We start from the raw sequence: 242 nt of genomic DNA, 5'->3' as shown, positions 1-242 counted from the left end.
CCGAGGCTCATGTTGATGATGTCGGCGCCGGATTCGGCGGCCCATTGCATGCCGGCGATGACCCAGGAGTCCTGGCCGATGTTGTCGTTGTTGAGGACTTTGCCGATGAGTAGGTCGGCTGCGGGTGCGACGCCGGTGTTGTCGCCGTTGGAGGCGGCGCCGGTGCCGGCGACGGTGGAGGCGACGTGGGTGCCGTGTCCGTTGACGTCGGTGGTGTCTTCGTCGGGGACGAAGCTCACCAT

1 protein-coding gene is annotated in these 242 nt (G+C 66.1%); it reads right to left on the bottom strand.

The features are described 5' to 3' along the window. Positions 1–242 (bottom strand): S8 family serine peptidase (locus H0524_RS06275; RefSeq protein ID WP_180197809.1); only part of this gene is annotated, 242 nt, incomplete at both ends.

The sequence above is a fragment of the Salinispora sp. H7-4 genome, assembly GCF_013416675.1.
Lineage (GTDB): Bacteria > Actinomycetota > Actinomycetes > Mycobacteriales > Micromonosporaceae > Micromonospora > Micromonospora vitiensis.
The sequence above is the reverse complement of the archived record's forward strand: the minus strand, read 5'-3'. Positions and strand labels throughout refer to the sequence as shown.